This window comes from Streptomyces sp. NPDC058000 (assembly GCF_042886435.1).
Lineage (GTDB): Bacteria > Actinomycetota > Actinomycetes > Streptomycetales > Streptomycetaceae > Streptomyces.
In genome coordinates this window covers 52,033-69,053 of record NZ_JBHVQS010000027.1, presented here as the reverse complement: position 1 = coordinate 69,053, position 17,021 = coordinate 52,033, and the positions used below count along the sequence as shown (strand labels likewise).

The window sequence follows — 17,021 nt, the reverse complement described above, 5'->3', positions numbered from 1 at the left end:
CCACGGGAACGCTCCTCACCCAGTCGCGGATTCCGGGCGGGCGATGTCCTGGATGATTCCCAGTTCGAGCAAGTCCTGCGGGCGGATGTGGAGTTGGTCGGCGGTGTGATGGATTTCGTCCGGGCCGCGTTTGAGGATGGCGGCGGCCATTTCCGGGGCGATCACGGAGAAGTAGCTGTCCGGGGTGGCCCAGAGCCGGTTCGGGGCGGCCAGGGCCAGTGCGCCGCCCGAGCCGCCTTCGCCGATGAGGAGCGAGGTGACCGGGACGCGGGCGGCGGCGAGCGCGGCGAAGGTGTCGGCGATGGCTGCGCCGGCGCCTGCGCGTTCGGCATCAGCGTCGTTGGCGGCGCCCGGGGTGTCCACGAGGGTGAGGACCGGAATGCCGAGTCGGTCCGCGAGCCGTATCAGCCTGGTCGCGGTGCGGAAGCCGGCCGGGCGGGTGGCTTTACCGCACTGGGCCGCGAAGGCGATGGTGCGGCCGTCACGGCGGCCGAAACCGCAGCGCATCCCGAGGTCGCGCCCGCCGCACCGGTCGCCGCTGATCTCCTCCCAGTCGTCGAAGTACGCCCGCAGATACGCCTCGGCGCGCGGGCGCCGGGCGTCGCGGGACCGCTCCACCGCGTCCCAGCCGGTTTCCGGCAGACCGGTGGTGCCCAGCGCGGACGGAACGGGGGCCGGCTGGGGTGGTTCGCCCAGTGGTGTGGGAGCGGCGCCGAGAAGGTGGAGCCAGCGCTGGAGTGCGGCGCGGAGAGCGTCGGCGGGGACGACGGCGTCTACCTGGCCAGCCGCGAACTGCCCCTCGGCGGAGTATGCGTGGGGATCGGCGTCCGGCGGGCGTACGCGTGAGCCGGCGAAGCCGACTTGGGCCTTGGGAAGCGCGAGGATCACATCGGCTCCAGCGCCCAGCGTCGCCCAACCCCCGCCGGTGGTCGGGTCGCGGAGCACCGCGATCTGCGGTAGTCCCGCGGCGCGGTTGAGCGCTGACTGTCGGGCCACCCGCTGGAGTTGCGACAGGGCGCGCATGCCCTCTTGCATCCGGCTGCCACCCGTGGCGATCAGCGACACGAGGGGTAGACGCCGCTCGCGTGCCTCGGTGTAGGCGGCCTCCAGCCGGTCGCCGGTGCGTTCGCCGAGGGAACCGCCGAGGAAGCCGAACTCGAAGGACAGCACCACGGCTTCGGTGTTGCCGATCGTGGCGAGCGCGGTGAGCACCGATTCCTCCTCGCCGGTCCGGTCGCGGGCGCGCTGCCGGGAGGCGTCGTAACCGTGCCAGCCGAGCGGGCCGTCGGGGGGAGGGAGTGGGACGCCCGGTGCATGTGAGGGTGTGGGGGGCTCTCCTGGGGCGGTGGTGGGGGTGAATTCGGTGGAGGAGTCGATGACGGCAGCGATGGCTTGACGGGCCGTCAGGCGAAGGCTGGGCAGCGGGGCCGCGTCGCGCGCCGGGTGCTCATGCATCGCCGGCTCCGGCGGGGGGTGCCGCGGCCCGCAGGTCCCGCTTGAGGATCTTGCCCATGTCGTTGCGCGGGAGCGCGCCGAGGAAGTGCACGATGCGCGGCCGCTTGTGGGGAGCCAACTGGCGGGCGACGTGATCGGCCAACTCCTGGGCGGAGGGAGGCGAGCCGGCGGCGGGGCCGGCCTCGGGCACGATCCAGGCGACGATCCGCTCGCCCAGGTCCTCGTCGGGCTCACCGGTGACGGCCGCCTCGGCGACACCGGGGTGCGCCAGGAGGGCGTTCTCGATCTCGCCGGCGCCGATCTTGTAGCCGCCGCTCTTGATGAGGTCGGTGGCTTTGCGGCCGACGATGCGGTAGTTCCCTGAGGCGTCCCGCACGGCCATGTCGCCGGTGCGGAACCAGCCGCCGTCGAAGGCCGCGGCGGTGGCGTCGGGGCGGTTGAGGTACTCGGAGAAGAGATTGGGGCCCCGCACCTGGATCTCGCCGACCGATTCGCCGTCGCTTGCCTCGATGGCCTGGCCCGCGTCGTCGACGAGGCGGACGTAGACCCCGGGGAGGGGGACGCCGACCGTGCCGGTGGCGTCGGGGCCGTCCGCGCGCACGCTGGTGTTCATCAGCGTCTCGGTCATGCCGTAGCGCTCGATCACTCGGCGGCCGGTGGCGGCCGTGAGCCGCTCGTGGTCGGTGAGGGGCAGTGCGGCGGAGCCGGAGACCAGCAGCCGGGCGCGGCCCAGCGCCTTGGCGAGGGCCGGATTCTCGCCGGCGTCGAGGGCGAGGCGGTGGTACATCGTCGGTACGCCGAAGAGCATCGTGCCGTCCGCGGACAGCTCCCGGGCGACCGCTTCGGTGCTGAAGCGGCCCACGTGGTGGACGCTTCCGCCGCGGCGCAGCGGGCCGAGGACACCGAGGATCAGGCCATGGACGTGGAACAGCGGCAGGGCGTGGACCAGCACGTCGTCGGCCGTCCACTGCCAGGCGTCCTCCAGTGCGTCGAGGGTGCGGGCGAGGGCGCGGCGGGGGAGGACGACGCCCTTCGGTGGGCCGGTTGTCCCGGAGGTGTAGACGATCAGGGCGGGGGACTCGTCGCCCGGCTCCGGGGGGAGTGGACCGGGCACCGGCTCCTCGGCGGGCGCGGTGACCTCCACGTCGATGCGGGGGAGTGTGGCCAGCGGGCCCGGCAGGGTGGTGCCCGGCTCGGCCAAGACCAACGAGGGGGCACTGTCCGTCACGATGTGCGTCAGCTCACGCTCACCGATCTTCGGGTTCACCGGCACCGCGGCCACCCCGGCGAGCAGTGCGGCGACCACTCCGACGGACGTCTCCAGCGTCGGCGTCGCCCAGACCGCGAGCCGGGGCGCGCTGCCGGGGGCGAGTGCGCCGATCCGTTCGGCGAGCGGGCCGGCCACCGCGGCCAGTTGGCGATGGGTGAGGGTACGGTCACCGAAGCGCAGCGCGGGTGCGGGCGAGCCGTCGCGCAGGGCGGGGAAGAGCACGTTCACCGGGTCTCCTTCGTTCGTGTCGGCTGCCGGCCCGGTGGGCCGGAGCTGTCCCGATCCCGCACGCGCCGCCGCGCGGAACGGGCTGACGAAGACCACTCTCGCAGAGACCGCCGACGTTGTGATCGACGCGCCGCCTGCCTGTGGATAACTCGGCCGGCGCGACGGGCCGGGGCGGCTGCCCGCGGCGGTCGCGCGACGCGAGGTGTCGGGCGCTCAGTTCGGGATCTTGCGGAAGTCCCAGGACACCACCGACTCGGGCGTCAGGCGCAGCCAGGCGTGCCGGCCGTCGTGCGGCATCTCCTTGAGCCCGAAGTTCTTCTCCGCGAACAGCCTTTCCGGAGTGACCAGTTCCGGACAGTTGCCTCCCGTGCGCGGCGCCTCGCCGACGAACTCCGCGCGGCCGGTGAGTTCGACGCCGCGCAGCTCCGCGTACTCGTGCCCGTCGTCCACGACCACCGCGATCCGCGGGTCCTTGCGCAGCTGCGCCCACCGCTTGCTCCGGGTGATCGAGTACAGCCAGAGCGCCGTCCCGTCCCAGACGAACCACAGCGCGCCCACATGCGGCGTGCCGCCCGTACCGACCGTGGCGACCCGGCAGGTCCGCTGCGCGGCCAGAAAGGCGTCCAACTCCGACGGGGTCATCATGATCCGGCGGCCGCGCCGTTGGGGCGCTGCCGTCCGGGGCGTGCCGGCCGTGCGCGGTGTCTCGGTCATCCTCGCCGCCCTTTCCCCAAGTCTGCCAAGTCTGATGGAGTGTCAGAAATCATGGGGGCTCTTCCTGCCGGACGCAATGGTCGGTACCCTCGCGCCTCCCGGCCCGCCGCCCCGGCGCCCGCCCGTAGAGCGCGGACGCCGGGGCGTCTTCCGCAGAGGGGAACGCCGATGCCTTCGGACACCCGGCTCGTCGAGCAGCTGGACCCGGCCACGACCGTGCTGCTCACCGTCGAATGCCAGCGCGGCGTGGTCGGCACCGACAGCGCACTGCCCGAACTGGCCGAAGCGGCCCGCAGCTCAGGGGCGCTGATGCGGATCGCCCGCCTGGTGGCGGCAGCTCACGACGCCGGTATCCAGGTGTTGCATGCGGTCGCCGAACGGCGCCCCGACGGCCGCGGCGCCAGCCGCAACGCCCGGCTCTTCCGTGCGGCCGAGCGGCTGCCGGTGCGCCAGACCATCGGGTCGACCGCGGTGCGCGTCGCCGACCCCATACCGGTGTCGGAGAGCGACCTGGTGGTGCGCAGACTGCACGGCCTCTCGCCGATCGCCGGCACGGATGTGGACGCGCTGCTGCGCAACTTCGGGTGTCGCACGCTCGTCATCACCGGAGTCTCGGCGAACGTGGCGATCCCGAATGCCGTGTTCGACGCGGTCAACCTCGGTTACACGGCGGTCGTTCCGGCCGACGCCATCGCGGGGGTGCCCGCCGACTACACCTCCGCGATGGTCCGCAACACCCTGTCCCTGGTGGCCACCGTGACGACCACTGAGGACGTCCTCACCTGCTGGCAGCACCCACGGCGCGCCCGCTGACCAGACGGCGGGGCGCGTCAGCGTCCGGTGGGGCCCTCCTCGGGAGCGGGCAGCGCGTCCGTAAGGAAGTCCCGCTGGACGCGCAGCAGATTGGCGTTGACCGCGTCGTCGGCGGGGAGGTGCGTGGCACCGGGCAGCGGCAGTACGGTGTGCGGCCGGCCCGCCGCCAGCAGTTCCGCGGAGAAGCGGAGGGTGTGCGCAACGGCGACGTTGTCGTCCGCCAACCCGTGGATGAGCATCAGCGGGCGGCGCAACAGATGGCCGTGGCCGGTCAGGGAGGAGTGCGCGTAGTTCTCCGGCTGCTCATCGGGGTGGCCCAGGAACCGCTCCTTCCAATGGGTGTCGTACATCCGCTGGTCGGTGGGCGGGGCACCGGCGACCGCGGCGTGGAAGACGTCCGGGCGGTGCAGGACCGCCGCCGCGGCCAGGAACCCACCGAACGACCAGCCGCGGATCGCCACCCTCCCCAGATCCAGGTCCGGGAAGCGCTCCCCGACCGCGCGCACCGCGTCCACCTGGTCCTCCAGCGCGGGCCCCAAGAGGTCGCCGTACACGGCCTTCTCCCAGACGGGCCCCCGACCCGGAGTGCCCCGCCCGTCCGTCACCAGGACCGCGAAGCCCTGTTCGGCGAACCACTGGGACACACCGCTGGTCCACCCCCGCGCCCGTACGGCGAGCTGCAACGACGGGCCCCCGTACGGGTCGAGCAGCACCGGCAGCTTCCCTGTGCCCTGCCGGTACCAGGACGGGAAATACAGCACCGCCCGCAATTCCCGTTCCCCAAGGGTGAGGTGGAGCTGTCGCGGAACGATCACCGGTTCCTCGGCGAGCGAGGCGATGCCCAGAGAGGAGCGCTGCGCCGGACCGTCGCCGTCCTGGACGACGCGCACCTCGTGCCCCCGTGGTGTGAGGCCCGCCAGGACGGTCGTCCCACCGCGCCCGACGCCGGTCCAGACACCGGGATCTCCGCTCAGCCGGCGGCACCCGGCACCGGGCTCGTGGCGCCACACATGGGTCTCCGTCGGATCCTGGCTCGCCGTGAACAGCACCCGTTCGCCCTCGACGCCCAGGACCGCGCGCAGTTGTAGCCCCTCGGGCGTGACCCGCCGCCCGTCCACGGTCAGGCAGCGGGTGTCGCCGTCGTCCTCCGGGAGCACCAGGCCGCCGGAGGCTGTCCGGGCCGGGGTGCCGGGCACCAGTTCCACCCAGGTGGGATCGGTCCGCTCGTGCCGCACCTCGGTGGCGCCGGTCAACGGATCGACCGCGAGCGTCCGCAGTACCCGCTGGTTCCGGCTCTGCACGGCCACGAACGGGCCGTGCGCGTCCCAACCCGCATCGACGACGTACTCGTACCGCGCGCGGTCCCAGGACACCTCGGTGCGGCCGCCGTCCAGGGTGAGCAGATGCAGCGTCACCTCCGCGTTGGCGGTGCCCGCCGACGGGTAGCGGATCACCTGCGGCGGCCGGGCCGGGTCCGCCGGATCGCTGAGGTAGCGCCGCGCCACCGGCGAGGTGTCGACCCGCGCCACCAGGAGGCCACGGCCGTCCGGTGCCCACCAATAGCCGCGCGACCGACTCATCGACTCGGCGGCGATGTACTCGGCGAGCCCGTAGGAGACCTCCGGTCCTTCCGGGCGCGCCAGCTGCCGGTCGTCGCCGTCCAGCCCGACGACGTGCAGCGCCCGCCCGCTCACGTACGCGATGTACCGCCCGTCCGGCGACGGCCGAGGATCGACCACCGGCCCGGCCGCCGGCACGGTGAACGGTGCACCACCATCGGTCCGCACCAGCCACAGCGCACCGGACAGCGCGAACGCCACCACCCGTACCGCGTCATCGGTCGCGTACCCCACCACGCCGACCGAACGCTCCCGCGCCCGCTCCCGACGTAGCCGTTCCTCCTCGGGGACGTCCTCGGAACCCCCACCCACCAGGAGCACCGGATCGGCCAACAGCCGCTCCTCACCTCCCTCGTGCTGCCACAGCCGCCCTACGGGATCGCTACCCGACCCGGTACGCACGAACAGCACCCGTCGCCCGTCGGGAGAGACGCTGAACTGCCTGGGCACACCGAGGGAGAAACGCCGGGTGCGAGCGAACTGCTCAGGAAATCGGTCGGAGTTGGGGGAATCAGCGGTGTCGTCGGTGCCTGGGGTGTTCTCGGTGTCCTCGGTCTGTCGTTTCACGGTGGTGTCCTCCATGGGGTGCAGCAAAGACGGCAGCCGCATACCTGGACAGGTGTGCGGCGTGTGTGGTGACCGTGGTGCAGAGTGTGCGCATGCCGTAGTCGGGCGTCGCTAGGTGGGGGAACGTACGACCCGGCTACAGGGCCGGGTAAGTCGCTGGCAGGACGCAGCGGGTGATCCGGAATCCGAAGCCGCTGATGGCTCGTTGTCGTCCTGCCGGGCGTCTGCGCGGGGACGACGGCGGCCTGCGGTGATCGCAGAGGCGACGGTCGAACGGAGTCAGCGGATCATACCCGGACGCCGACAGCGGGCGCAGGCGAACGGTGAGAATCGCAGCGTCGACCGCACCCGGGTGACGTTGACGATGCGCATGCCGCACCGTCGGTAGACCGCAGTGCATCGAGATTTGCCGTCAGTGGCGATCAGCTATACGCGGCGGACGTCGGCCTGGCCGGTCGTCAGGGTGCCTCGTCGCCCGCCCCCGAGGTGCCCTGCGCCGGCCGCGAGGCAAGCCAGGCGCACAGTGCGGCCAGGGGAAGTTCAGCCGCGACGGCCATGGCCGTCGCAGCCGCCAGTTCGAGGCCCGGGGCAGCGGCGACGAGGTCGACGCACGCGTCGGCGAGGAGGAGCACGGACGCGGCGGCCGCAGGGGCGCGATGGCGGACGTCGGCGCGCAGCAGGCGGGTGCCGGCGGTGAGCAGGGCGGCGGCCTCCAGCGCGTCGAGGGCGACCCAGGCCGCCGCCTCGGCGGGTGGCAGGGTGCCGGCGAGGTAGCCGAGCCACGGCAGCAGGGCCAGACCGGAGGCCGCCAGTATGCGGCCCTGCCAACGGTGCGCGCGGCCGAGGTGGACCGGTTCGCCACGGCCGACGCCGGTCTTTGCGCAACGTCCGTCGTCCGCAAGCGGGCTGAAGGCGAGGAGGGCCATGGCGGAGGAGGTCCTTCCGGTGTCACGAACCCGACTTTCGGGCTCGTGACCAACGCTCCACTCTCCACCGGCCCCGGTCAGTAACACCGGTGTCCGACTTGGGGTGGCACCAGCTACACCCTCGTTCCGGACACAGGCGTGATAGCCCCCGCTGACCTGGGCGTTTACCGTCGTACCCATGACCCGACCCGACGTGCGGCCACGCCGCCCGGCCCGCATACGAGCGCAGATCGCCTTCCTGTACACCGGCGTCCTGCTGCACGGTGCCGCCCTCCTGCTGTGGGTGTGGTTCAGCGTCACCGTCGCCTACGCCCCCGGCGGCGCCGTGGTGGCGTTGGCCTTCGCCACTGTCGGCGCGACGGCCGTGACCTGGCTCCAGCGCCGCCGCTTCGCGGCGTACGCGGACACCGGCATCCCCCGCACCCCACCGGTCAAGGGGCGCAACGACCTCCAGCGCGCCTGGCGCCGGCTGCGCACCGGCCCGTACTGGCGCCAGCTCGGCTACCACCAGCTCGCCGGGCCGGTGCTGGGCGTCGTCGAGGCTCTGGTGCTCGCCCTATGGGTGGGCAGCATCGGCGGCATCACCTTGTATGGCTGGTACTGGGTGTTTCCACAGGAGTGGGCTTTCATGCAGTGGGCCAACGTCGACGGTTGGCTCCTGGCCGTGGCCGGGCTGGCCGTGCTGCCGTTCCTGCCGCGGCTGACTGGTTCCGTGGTCCGGTTGGAGTCGGTGATCGCCCGGCGGCTGCTCGGGCCCAGCCGGGCCGAGGAGTTGGAGCGGCGGGTCGAGGACCTGGCCGAACGCCGGGCCGAGACGTTGGCCGCCGCCGACGCCGAACGCCGCCGCATCGAACGCGATCTGCACGACGGTGCCCAACAGCGGCTGGTGTCCCTGGCGGTCAACCTGGGCCTGGCCCGGGCCACCCTCACCGATCTGCCGCCCGAGGCCCGTGCGGTCATCGACGAGGCCCACCGCGAGGCGAAGGAGGCCCTTGAGGAGCTCAACCACCTGGTGCGCGGCCTGCACCCGCACGTCCTGGACGACCGCGGACTGGACGCGGCACTCTCCGGCATCGCCGCCCGCGCGCCCCTGCCCGTCCAGGTCACCGTCGACGTGGCCGAGCGGGCCGCGCCCGCCGTGGAGGCGGTGGCCTACTTCGTCGTCTCCGAGGCACTGGCGAACGTCACCAAGCACGCACGGGCGAGCCGCGCCGAGGTCGCGGCCATACGGGCCGGTGACAGGCTGCGGGTGCGGGTCACCGATGATGGCAGGGGAGGGGCGGACCCCTCCGGGGGAACCGGCCTGACCGGGCTCGCGCACCGCGTGGCCTCTGTGGACGGCACCCTCGCCATCGACAGCCCCCCAGGGGGCCCGACCGTCATCACCGTGGAGCTGCCGTGCACGCTGAGAAGCGCGCTGTGATCGCCGAGGATTCCGTTCTGCTCAGGATCGGGGTGGTCCGAGTCCTGGAGACGGCCGGGTTCGAGGTGGTGGCCGAGGCCGGGGACGCGGAGGGACTGCTGCGGGCCGTGGAAGAACACCGCCCGGACATCGCCGTCGTCGACGTCCGTATGCCGCCCGGCTTCACCGACGAGGGGGTGCGGGCCGCACTGGTCATCCGGCAACAGTGGCCGGACACCGCCGTCCTGATGCTGTCCCAGTACGTCGAGGAACGCTACGCCGCCGAACTGCTCGCCGCGAACACCAGCGGCGTCGGCTACCTCCTCAAGCAACGGGTCGCCGATGTCGAGGAGTTCATCGAGGCGCTGCGCCGGGTCGCGGCCGGCGGCACGGCCCTGGACCCGCAGGTGGTGGCCCAGCTGCTGGTACGGCGCCCCAGCGACCCGTTGGAGCGGCTGACCGAGCGCGAGCGCGAGGTACTGGCACTGATGGCCGAAGGCCGCTCCAACGCGGGGATCGCCGCCCAACTTGTGGTCAGCGAAAGCGCGGTGGCCAAGCACATCAACAGCATCCTGGCGAAACTGGACCTGCCCAAGGCGGAGGGCGACCACCGGAGGGTACTGGCCGTACTCCGCTTCATGGGGGTGGGCGGGTAGGGGGTGACGCCGGCTACGGCTCCGCTTCCGGAGCCGGTTCGGCCTTGGCCTTGGCCCTGGCTCGGGCGTAGTTGTGATCGCGTCGTTCTACGATGTTGCGCTGCTTGTACGCCTCGGCGTCAAAACCAGGCGCGTGATCTGCGGCGCGGTTTCGTCAGCAAGCCCGGGTATCTGCGCTGCGGAATGCGGAATACGGAGCAAGGCGGCCGCGGTTACCCCTTCAACCGCACCGGTCGGCGGCAGCCGATCGACCCGGTGCCACCGAAAGGACGTTGACCCACCATGGCTGGAACCTTCGTGATCGGCGCGGGGCCTGGCATCGGCCAGGCAGTGGCCCGCCGGTTCGCCCGTGAGGGCTCGTCGGTCGCAGTGCTGGCCCGCTCCCGGTCCACCGTCGACGGGGCCGTCGCGGCGGTCGAGGAGGTCGGAGGCAAGGCGCTCGGCCTGCTGGCCGACGCAGCCGACGAGATATCGCTACGGTCCGGGCTGGATGCCGCCGTCGAGCGGCTCGGCGTCCCGGACGTGCTGGTGTACAACGCCGCGTGGGTCCGCTACGACCGCCCCGGCGAACTGTCGGCCACGGAGCTGGCGGCGACTCTACGGGTCAACGTGGTCGGCGCGGTGAGCGCGGTGACGCACCTGGCTCCGCGCATGGCGGCCGCCGGCGGAGGCACCGTCCTGCTCACCTCCGGTATGCCAACCGCCCGCGTCACGGCAACCAGTCTGTCCATAGGCAAGGCCGGGCTGCGCGCGGCCCGCGCGGTGCTCGCTGACGAGTTCGGACCGCAAGGGGTGCACATCGCCACCGTCACCGTCGGCGGGCCGGTTTCCCCGGGTTCTCCCCTCGACCCCGACCGGATTGCCGAGCACTACCTACGGCTCGCCCGGCAGTCGGCCGACCAATGGGAGAGCGACGTCCTGATCGACGGCGAAACGGTCAACTAGAAGCCCGGCGTGGCCAATGCCGCTGCGGTGCTCTCCGCCAGAGCGGGGGCGAACCGCAGGGTTTGGTGTCCGGCGTCGCCGGTCGTACCTCGGCGATCGAGGAGGCGGTGCCGGTGCTCGGACCCGGCGGCTGCTTCGTCGTTGCTGACATCCGCAACACCCGCCAGTACGGCGCTGATCTGCGACGGCTGGGTTTGCGTAACCTCACCCGCCGCGGTGTGGGAGCGCGGATGTGGTGAAGTGGCCGCTGGATGCCGACCACGGTTGTGTCCGCCACCAAGCCGGGATGAGCTCGGGATGAGCTACCTTCCGGGCCTCAATGACGGCGATTGCGGTGATCACGATGATTGCGGTGATTGCGGTGCTCTCTGGGAATTCGGTGAACGCGTGGCGGATCGAGGGTAGTCGCAGGTACCTGGCGCGCGTGTCCGATGGATGCGAGGGGGGGAGGAAATGCTCGACCGAGTGGCCGGTCCGGCGTGGTTGACTGCCCGCGTGACGGATTTTGACACGGCACGGGTCTTTTGTGGTCCCGATGGCCGTTTTGGAAACGTGCTTGGTCTTGTCCGGGATGGCGCTGCTGTCCCCACGGAGAACGAGCGGCTGGCCTTCGCCAGGGAGCTCGGCCTCAGCGAGACTGTTTTCGTCGATGATGCTGCCCGGGGAGTCATCGACATTTACACCCCCACCGCACGGCTTCCGTTCGCCGGTCACCCCTGTGTGGGAGCCGCCTGGCTGATCGGAGTGTCCCAACTGGTCACTCCCGCCGGGGTGGTGAGGGTGCGGCGTGAGGGGGAGTTCACTTGGATCGAGGCACAGGCTGCCTGGTCGTCGGGGCGCACGCTGCGTCAGTATGACTCGGCGGCGGAGGTGGAGGGGCTCGCGGTGCCGCCGCCCGGAGAGTGGATCTATGCCTGGGCCTGGCAGGACGAGGCGGAGGGTCGGGTTCGGGCGCGAGGGTTTCCGGGCCGGGGAGACGGTATCGACGAGGACGAGGCCACCGGAGCCGCGGCCCTGCTTCTGACGGCCCGGCTCGGCCGTGACCTCACCATCACCCAGGGGCGCGGTTCGCAGATCGTGACGGCAGTCGGCCGGGAGGGGGCGATCGGCATTGGCGGACGGGTACGAAGGGGCGCCGAGGGGTTCTGACCCGGCGCCAAGGGCGAATCTTGATCCGTGCCGCCGTGCCGCCGTGCCGCCGTGCCGCCGTGCCGCCGTGCCGCCGTGCCGCCGGGACGTAGGGGTGCTGGGTCGTACCGGTCGGGCCGACCGGGACCCGAACGGCGAGGACAGCGAGGTCATGGCGGTCGTCTCGCGGTCGTCTCGCGGTCATAGTGGTCATCTACGGGCACGGAGAGCCAACGTGCTCCGCGTTTGGCGGCGGGGGCGGTCCCGGGGTTCGTTCAGCGGTGGCGCCATACGAGGGTGTAGCGCCAGAACAGCCGGCGGCGCACTCGCGCGTCGGGGAGGACCGCACGGGCCTCGCGGACGATGTCGGGGAAGGGCATGTCCGCTGGTCGGGTCAAGGCGGTCATCGAGACGGGGCGGGGTGCCGTGCGGCCCTTGTTCTTGAGCCAGCCGATGGCCGCGTTGAGCGGGCTGGCTGCGGTTCCGAGCAGGTAGTCGGTGGGAGTCGTAGGGCGGGACAGCCCGACAAGCACAAGGGTTCCTCCGGGCGCCAGGTGCCCGCGGAACACCGTGAGAGCCTCGACGAACGGCAGGTGGTGGATCGCGGCGACGCAGGTGATGACGTCGTATGCGTCGGCCGGGAACCCGGTCAGGGCGTCTTGGGCCGTGAAGGTCACCGGCGTTGCCGGAGCAGTCAGTTTGCGCGCCTGGGCGATGATCGTCGGGTCGGAATCGATTCCGTGCACCTCGTTGGCGCGGGTGGCCAAGAGTCTGGCCAGGTCACCACTGCCGGAGCCGACGTCCAGGGCGGTGTCGCAGTGCCTGGGGAACTGTCGCAGGATCCAGCGGTGGTAGTGGGCGTTGTGGTCCCAAGGGTGGGCGGCATTGAAGTGATCGAGCGCCCGAAGGATGCGGTGCGGCAGAGACGTCATGTCGGCACTTCACCAAATTCCTGGTTCCTCGGTCCTGGTTTCTCGGTCCGGGCTCTTCAGTCCTGGTTCTTCCGACACCGTAATCGACTGAGGGCGGAAGGTCGGCGCCTCCGACCGGACGGGGAATAGGCGTCTACCGGCCTGCTGACCCGGCCAACTCGCCTCGGGGCAGGGCGTGTTCGAGGAGTGTCTGCGCGGCTGCGCGTGCGTGCCGGCCGTAGTCCGCCTGGTTCAGCACCATGGCGCGGCTGGCCGCCCCGTCCGCGAGGGTCACCAACTGCTCGGCGAGCGCGTCGGGTTCGGCGCAGCCCAGTTCCGCCACCAATGCGGTGACCAGTCGCACCATCAGCAGCTTCTGCTCGCGGGCGTAGGCGTGGATCGGGTTCTCCGGGTCGGGGAACTCCGCGGCGGCATCGATGAACGGGCACCCGCGTACCGAAGCGCCGTCCGTGGCGGGCTGGTCGAACAGTCGAAGGATCCGCTCCCGAGGGCTGAGTTCCTCAAGGGTCAGCACGCCCTCCAGGGTCCTCCCCGACGTCGCGAGCGTCTGCAAGTGGGCGAGCACCAGGTCGCTCTTGGTACGGAAGTGGGCGTAGAGCGTGCGCTTGGAGACCGGCGCTTCCTCCGCGACCTGTTCCATGCCGGTCGCGGTGATGCCCTGGTGCGCGAACAACCGGTCGGCGGCAGCCAGGATGCGCTCCCGCGCGCCCCGCCCTCGCTGTTGCGTCGTCCCCTTCGCCGTAACCATGCCGGAAGTGTACGCCTGCGTTTACTTCCGGCATGGCGACTGGGTAGAGTCGGTGCGACTTAAGTAAACGGTTGCGTTTACTTCATTCATCGTGAGGAGAGTTCCATGACTCCGTCCGTGGGTCCGTCAATGAGCGCGTCCGCGAGCGCGTCCATGAGTCCGTCCATGTGCGCGTCCGCGAGTGCGTCCGGGCGTACCGAGTTGAGTGGTTGCGCGGAGAAGTTGATCCGCGGCCGGCGCGCCGTGCGGGCGTTCCGGGGCGACGTCGTGGCCCCGGAGGCGATGCGCGCGATCTTCTCGCTGGCCGGCACTGCGCCGTCCAACTCCAACGCGCAGCCGTGGCAGGTGGAGGTGGTCAGCGGCGCATTGCGCGATCGCCTGGCGGATTCCCTCCAGGCGGCCCACGTCGCGCGCCGCGTCTCCGTCGACTTCCCGTACAGCGAGGACATGTACTCGCCCGTGCAACAGGGTCGACGGACTGACTTCGGTGCCCGGCTCTACGGCGCACTGGGCATCGGCCGCGACGATCATGCGGCCCGCGGCGCCTACGATGCCGAGAGCCTGCGGTTCTACGGCGCACCACACGTCGCGTTCCTCTTCGTCTCCGACCGTGCCGATGCCCGGCTGGCCGCGGACGTGGGCGCCTATCTGCAAACGCTGCTCCTGGCGATGACCGCGTACGGCGTGGACAGCTGCCCGCAGGGGTTACTGAGCTTTTATGCCGACACCGTGCGCGGCGAACTCGGCATCAGTACGGGGAAATTGCTCGTGGGGGTCTCGTTCGGCTACGCGGACGCCGCCGCGCCGGTGAACCAGGTCATCGCCGAACGCGCCGCACTGGAGGCGACCACGACATTCCACGGCTAGGCCGTGTTACTGGGGGCCGGCCGGTCGCCGGGGGCGTGGCTGCGTGCCGGCCGCGTCGGGTCGTCCTGCCCACCGGATCGCCTTCGCTGCCCTGCGCCCGGAGGATCGTCCGGACCCGGAGTGACGGGGGCCACCCGGCACTCGCTTTATCTCCCCAATGCCTACCGTTTACCCTGGTCGGCGGCGAAGGGGAGTAGTCCCGAAACACCGCTGGTCGACACACTGGACGCTCCACGGGGCATCCCGGCCACCGGGCCGGCCGCAGATAACGGGTCGGTGGACGAGACCTTCGGCCACGGCATGACCTGGCCCGCACAGACGGTGCGGGCTGCACCATCATGCCGGGCCGGAAGGGTTCTCCCGTCACCTCGCTGGGTGCCGTACGAGCCGACGGCCCGGCCCCAGCAGAAAGCACCCGGATGACTCTCGACCCCCTGGCGATCGTCACCGCCTTCGGGCTGATCTTCCTCGCCGAACTCCCCGACAAGACCATGTTCGCCTCGCTGGCCATGGGCACCCGCATGCGTCCGCTGTACGTGTGGTTCGGCACCTCCACCGCGTTCATCGTGCACGTCGCCATCGCCGTCGGCGCCGGCAGCCTGATCGGGCTGCTGCCCACCGTCGCGGTCAAGCTCGTCTCCGCCGCCCTGTTCGCCTTCGGTGCCTTTGTCCTGCTGCGCAGCGGAGGCGACGACGATGATGACGAAGCGGGCACCAAGACCGTCACGGGGTTCTGGCCCGTGTACACCACCGCCTTCATGGCCGTCTTCATCAGCGAGTGGGGCGACCTCACGCAGATCACCACCGCCAACCTCGCCGCCGCCAACGGTTGGCTGCCCACCGCCATCGGCTCTGCCGCCGCCCTGATGTCCGTCTCCGCGCTCGCGCTGCTCGTGGGTCGGTTCATCGCCAAGCGCGTCCCGCTGAAGACCGTGCAGCGCGTCGGCGGTGTCTGTATGGCCGCCCTGGCGATCTGGACCCTCGTCGAAGCCTTCACCAGCTGATGTGAGACGAACCGGGGGAGGGCTCCAGTCCGTGCCCAACGGCCTGCTCCCCCGGGCGCAGCGCTGATGCGGTGCGGTGGTGTGGTGTGGGTGGTGTGGTGCGTTGATGGGGTGGTGCGGTGGTGCGGTGACCTTGGTGGTGGTTGGGGCTTGGTGAGGGTGGTGCGGATGGCCGCCGTGATCCGGGTCGTGTCGTGTCGTGTCGTGTCCGTGCGGGATGTCGCGCGTTCCTGTGCCAGGTCGACGCCCTTGCCAGGTCCAACCGACCTCATTATCTTGACGTCAAGATTTCGTGGAGGGGGAGACGTGGCTCAGGAGAATCTCGGATATGCCTTGGGTGGCCTGCATCATGTGCAGCTTGCGATTCCTCCAGGCGCGGAAGGACTCTGCCGCGAGTTCTGGGGCGGCGTTCTCGGCATGACGGAGCTTGAGAAACCGCCAACGCTGGCGGCTCGCGGCGGGTGTTGGTTCCGCGGGGGCGGCCTGGAGGTCCATCTGGGAGTCGAGGAGGACTTCCGCCCGAACCGGAAGGCGCATCCCGGGATCCTCGTGACCTCGCTCCAGTCCCTCGCCAAGCGGCTGGAAGCCCACGGAGTGAGCGTCACCTGGGACGACGACTTCCCCGGGCACCATCGCTTCTACGCGTGCGACAAGTTGGGGAACCGGCTGGAGTTCCTCGAACCTGTTCGCGGGTGCTGACGGTGCAGCCGGATCGAGGCTGCCGCCCGCTCGACGGGCGTGAGGGTGCCGCGACGATCCGCAGTGCCGGGTGAGGGCGCCGTTGGTACGTGCCCCGGGCCGTGACGCGGACGGAACAGTCCGTGTGGTCCGATCCGCGGTCGTCCGCGCTCCGAATCAGGGGCTTGAGCGCACGGTGGAAGGCACTGACGTACGGGCGCTTGGCGCGTTGTGCGGCTTGGTGGCCGGCACCGTCGTGGGCCTGGTGCGGCGGGTGGTCCGGGGGCCGGCGCAGTCCGGGCAGGTTGCCCAGGAGGTCCTCATCGACATCTGGCGCTCGGCGGCCCGTTTCGGCGCCCGGCGGGGCAGCGCCCTGGGACGGATCATGACGCTCGCCCAACGGCGCGCGGTGGACCGCGTCCGCTCGGCGCAGGCGGCCGCAGACCGCGAGCGCCGGGCCGGCCTGGGGAAGTACACCGCCCCTCTCGACGAGGCCAGTGAACAGGTCGAGCGGCGTCTGGAACGCGAGCAGGTCCGCCGGTGCCTGGAACAACTGACGGAATTGAAGCGGGAGTCGGTGACCCTCGCCTACTACCGGGGATACACCTACCGGGAGACCGTCGACCTGCTCGGCGCTGCCCTCGGGACCGTCAAGACCCGGCTGCGCGACAGGCTGATCCGGCTTCCTGACTGCCTGGCGGTGGCCGCATGAGCACCGTGGATCTGCACACGCTGACCGGTGCCTACGCGCTCGGCCGTGCGGCCTTCGCCTATCACCGGTTGCCCAACTGCCCAACTGCCCAGCGGCAGGGTCTATCAGCTCTGGTACAGCCGCAACGGCTGGATGGTGCCCGCGGGACTCGTCGAGACCGGCCGGGCTTCCGGCGCGATGCTGCTGACCGGTGGCGTGGGCGGCGCGGACGGCGTAGGGGTGACGGCCGAACCCCACGGCGGTTCCACCCGGCCGACCAGCGCCTCGCTGGCGCTGCTCTCCGTCCAGGGCTTGTCCGACCGTGATCCACCGGGCCGGCCCTGGGTGAGGGCGCCAGGGCATTGAGGCGCCGGGGCG

General features: G+C 71.3%; 18 protein-coding genes. 11 read left to right on the top strand and 7 right to left on the bottom strand.

Translation table 11 applies throughout. The annotated features are described in order from the left end of the window. Nucleotides 1-15: 15 nt before the first annotated feature. The 3 genes from ACFVT2_RS24610 to ACFVT2_RS24600 form a co-directional block, all read right to left on the bottom strand. Nucleotides 16-1,455, bottom strand: coding sequence for a carboxyl transferase domain-containing protein (locus ACFVT2_RS24610; RefSeq protein ID WP_390021379.1), 1,440 nt, complete (start codon nucleotides 1,453-1,455; stop codon nucleotides 16-18). Next, complete coding sequence (locus ACFVT2_RS24605) at nucleotides 1,448-2,953, bottom strand: acyl-CoA synthetase (protein WP_390021377.1); 1,506 nt, start codon at nucleotides 2,951-2,953, stop codon at nucleotides 1,448-1,450. The genes ACFVT2_RS24610 and ACFVT2_RS24605 overlap by 8 nt, the downstream gene beginning before the upstream one ends. 213 nt (nucleotides 2,954-3,166) lie before the next feature. Next, nucleotides 3,167-3,667: a pyridoxamine 5'-phosphate oxidase family protein gene (locus ACFVT2_RS24600; protein WP_390021376.1), complete on the bottom strand. Its 501-nt coding sequence runs from the start codon at nucleotides 3,665-3,667 to the stop codon at nucleotides 3,167-3,169. 168 nt (nucleotides 3,668-3,835) lie between these two features. Between ACFVT2_RS24600 and ACFVT2_RS24595 the strand changes: the two genes are divergently transcribed. Beyond that, nucleotides 3,836-4,480 (top strand): cysteine hydrolase, encoded by a 645-nt coding sequence (locus ACFVT2_RS24595; RefSeq protein WP_390021375.1) that lies wholly within the window; start codon nucleotides 3,836-3,838, stop codon nucleotides 4,478-4,480. Nucleotides 4,481-4,497: 17 nt separating this feature from the next. Here the strand turns inward: ACFVT2_RS24595 and ACFVT2_RS24590 are convergent, their stop codons facing one another. Both ACFVT2_RS24590 and ACFVT2_RS24585 read right to left on the bottom strand, forming a co-directional pair. Then, a complete protein-coding gene (locus tag ACFVT2_RS24590) occupies nucleotides 4,498-6,549 on the bottom strand; it encodes a prolyl oligopeptidase family serine peptidase (RefSeq protein WP_390021436.1) in 2,052 nt (683 codons plus the stop codon). Between the two features lie 575 nt (nucleotides 6,550-7,124). Next, the gene (locus ACFVT2_RS24585) at nucleotides 7,125-7,592 is read right to left on the bottom strand and encodes a hypothetical protein (protein ID WP_390021374.1); all 468 of its coding nucleotides are present in this window, start codon (nucleotides 7,590-7,592) and stop codon (nucleotides 7,125-7,127) included. Nucleotides 7,593-7,770: 178 nt separating this feature from the next. Between ACFVT2_RS24585 and ACFVT2_RS24580 the strand changes: the two genes are divergently transcribed. The 5 genes from ACFVT2_RS24580 to ACFVT2_RS24560 all read left to right on the top strand — a co-directional run bounded on the left by ACFVT2_RS24580 (nucleotide 7,771) and on the right by ACFVT2_RS24560 (nucleotide 11,744). Next, on the top strand, nucleotides 7,771-9,015 hold the full coding sequence (locus tag ACFVT2_RS24580; protein ID WP_390021373.1) for a sensor histidine kinase: 1,245 nt from the start codon (nucleotides 7,771-7,773) through the stop codon (nucleotides 9,013-9,015). Then, complete coding sequence (locus tag ACFVT2_RS24575; RefSeq protein WP_390021435.1) at nucleotides 9,012-9,650, top strand: response regulator; 639 nt, start codon at nucleotides 9,012-9,014, stop codon at nucleotides 9,648-9,650. Before ACFVT2_RS24580 ends, ACFVT2_RS24575 begins: the two co-directional genes overlap by 4 nt. 282 nt (nucleotides 9,651-9,932) lie before the next feature. Next, nucleotides 9,933-10,595: an SDR family NAD(P)-dependent oxidoreductase gene (locus ACFVT2_RS24570; RefSeq protein ID WP_390021372.1), complete on the top strand. Its 663-nt coding sequence runs from the start codon at nucleotides 9,933-9,935 to the stop codon at nucleotides 10,593-10,595. 65 nt (nucleotides 10,596-10,660) lie between these two features. After that, on the top strand, nucleotides 10,661-10,834 hold the full coding sequence (locus tag ACFVT2_RS24565) for a hypothetical protein (protein ID WP_390021370.1): 174 nt from the start codon (nucleotides 10,661-10,663) through the stop codon (nucleotides 10,832-10,834). 256 nt (nucleotides 10,835-11,090) lie between these two features. Next, nucleotides 11,091-11,744: a PhzF family phenazine biosynthesis protein gene (locus ACFVT2_RS24560; protein WP_390021434.1), complete on the top strand. Its 654-nt coding sequence runs from the start codon at nucleotides 11,091-11,093 to the stop codon at nucleotides 11,742-11,744. A gap of 254 nt (nucleotides 11,745-11,998) precedes the next feature. Here ACFVT2_RS24560 and ACFVT2_RS24555 read toward each other — a convergent pair whose 3' ends face one another. Both ACFVT2_RS24555 and ACFVT2_RS24550 read right to left on the bottom strand, forming a co-directional pair. Beyond that, the gene (locus tag ACFVT2_RS24555) at nucleotides 11,999-12,655 is read right to left on the bottom strand and encodes a class I SAM-dependent methyltransferase (RefSeq protein WP_390021369.1); all 657 of its coding nucleotides are present in this window, start codon (nucleotides 12,653-12,655) and stop codon (nucleotides 11,999-12,001) included. A 133-nt stretch (nucleotides 12,656-12,788) separates the two neighbouring features. Further along, nucleotides 12,789-13,403, bottom strand: coding sequence for a TetR/AcrR family transcriptional regulator (locus tag ACFVT2_RS24550; protein WP_390021368.1), 615 nt, complete (start codon nucleotides 13,401-13,403; stop codon nucleotides 12,789-12,791). A gap of 165 nt (nucleotides 13,404-13,568) precedes the next feature. Here ACFVT2_RS24550 and ACFVT2_RS24545 point away from each other — a divergent pair, with 165 nt between their 5' ends. The 5 genes from ACFVT2_RS24545 (at nucleotide 13,569) to ACFVT2_RS24525 (ending at nucleotide 17,009) form a co-directional block, all read left to right on the top strand. After that, nucleotides 13,569-14,270: a nitroreductase gene (locus ACFVT2_RS24545; protein ID WP_390021433.1), complete on the top strand. Its 702-nt coding sequence runs from the start codon at nucleotides 13,569-13,571 to the stop codon at nucleotides 14,268-14,270. Nucleotides 14,271-14,689: 419 nt separating this feature from the next. Next, complete coding sequence (locus tag ACFVT2_RS24540) at nucleotides 14,690-15,274, top strand: TMEM165/GDT1 family protein (RefSeq protein ID WP_390021366.1); 585 nt, start codon at nucleotides 14,690-14,692, stop codon at nucleotides 15,272-15,274. A 333-nt stretch (nucleotides 15,275-15,607) separates the two neighbouring features. Continuing rightward, nucleotides 15,608-15,973 (top strand): glyoxalase, encoded by a 366-nt coding sequence (locus ACFVT2_RS24535; RefSeq protein WP_390021431.1) that lies wholly within the window; start codon nucleotides 15,608-15,610, stop codon nucleotides 15,971-15,973. Nucleotides 15,974-16,148: 175 nt separating this feature from the next. Next, nucleotides 16,149-16,664, top strand: coding sequence for a sigma-70 family RNA polymerase sigma factor (locus ACFVT2_RS24530; RefSeq protein WP_390021365.1), 516 nt, complete (start codon nucleotides 16,149-16,151; stop codon nucleotides 16,662-16,664). 45 nt (nucleotides 16,665-16,709) lie between these two features. Beyond that, nucleotides 16,710-17,009, top strand: a complete 300-nt coding sequence (locus tag ACFVT2_RS24525) for an anti-sigma factor (RefSeq protein WP_390021363.1) — start codon at nucleotides 16,710-16,712, stop codon at nucleotides 17,007-17,009. Nucleotides 17,010-17,021: the final 12 nt, after the last annotated feature.